The organism is Microcystis sp. M53603_WE2 (genome assembly GCF_030065435.1).
In genome coordinates this window covers 1-1121 of the sequence record NZ_JASJFF010001145.1, presented here as the reverse complement: position 1 = coordinate 1121, position 1121 = coordinate 1, and the positions used below count along the sequence as shown (strand labels likewise).

General features: G+C 44.9%; 1 protein-coding gene. It reads right to left on the bottom strand.

Annotated features, from left to right (window positions below):
• Positions 1–302 precede the first annotated feature (302 nt).
• Positions 303–1121, bottom strand: an 819-nt coding sequence (gene lipA / locus PX481_RS24165) for a lipoyl synthase (RefSeq protein ID WP_288096459.1), incomplete at its 5' end; no start/stop codon positions are given.

Below are 1121 nucleotides of genomic sequence, written 5' to 3'. Positions count from 1 at the left end.
TACCTAATTTTCAGGGAAAAAGTCCCTGAATTTTCCCCCTGATCACTCCCATGCCGGGTACTTTTTGATTGACAAAAAGTCTAAAAGTCTTACCCAACAAGGTTTTTAGATTTATTCAGCAAACCCTACTTAAGTAGCCTATACTCAACGGATTTAGTATTAGTAAACAGTAATCATTGATCAGTAAACAGGTATAAAGATAAAGATAAAGATAACTAACTAATTAACTTAAAACTTACATCTGATCACTGATAACTGATAACTGATCACTGATAACTGATAACTGATAACTGATAACTGATTTAATCTCCCGCATGATAGGAACTGCGGACTAGGGGGCCGGATCTAACCTGGGAAAAACCCATTTTTTGGGCAATTTCTCCCAACTCGCTAAATTCTGCGGGAGTCCAATATTTCTGTACGAGCAAATGTTCCAGAGAAGGACGCATATATTGACCAATAGTAACTCGATCGCAGTCGATCGCCCGTAAATCTGCCAAAGTCTCGATAATTTCCTCTTTTGTCTCACCGTGACCGACCATTAGGCCAGATTTCGTCGGAATTGACCGATCGATTTCCTTAACATAACGCAAAACCGCCAAAGAGCGATCGTATTTAGCCCCGCGTCTAACCGGTCCTTGCAAACGGCGCACCGTCTCGATATTGTGATTGTAACAGGCAGGTTTTGCCCCTACCACCGTCGCCACCCGTTCCTGTTGACTTCCCTTGCCTCCGGCAAAATCCGGGGTTAACACTTCAATTAAAGTGTGGGGATTGAGTTCGCGAATGGCTGTCATCGTCCGCACGAACCAACTGGCTCCGCCGTCTTCCAGATCATCTCTAGCTACAGAAGTCAAGACAACGTAACTTAAATTTAACAATTGCACCGCTTCTGCCACTTTTTGCGGTTCCTCCACATCGAGAGGCATGGGTGCATGACCCTTATCCACTTGACAAAAAGCACAGGACCGGGTACAGGTGGGACCCATCAACAAAAAAGTCGCCGTACCTTGGGCATAACATTCGCCGCGATTGGGACAGCGACCCTCCTCGCAGATAGTATGAATGTTCCTTTGTTTGATAATGCGCTGAACCGTGGAAATTTCGCTAGATTTGCCGAG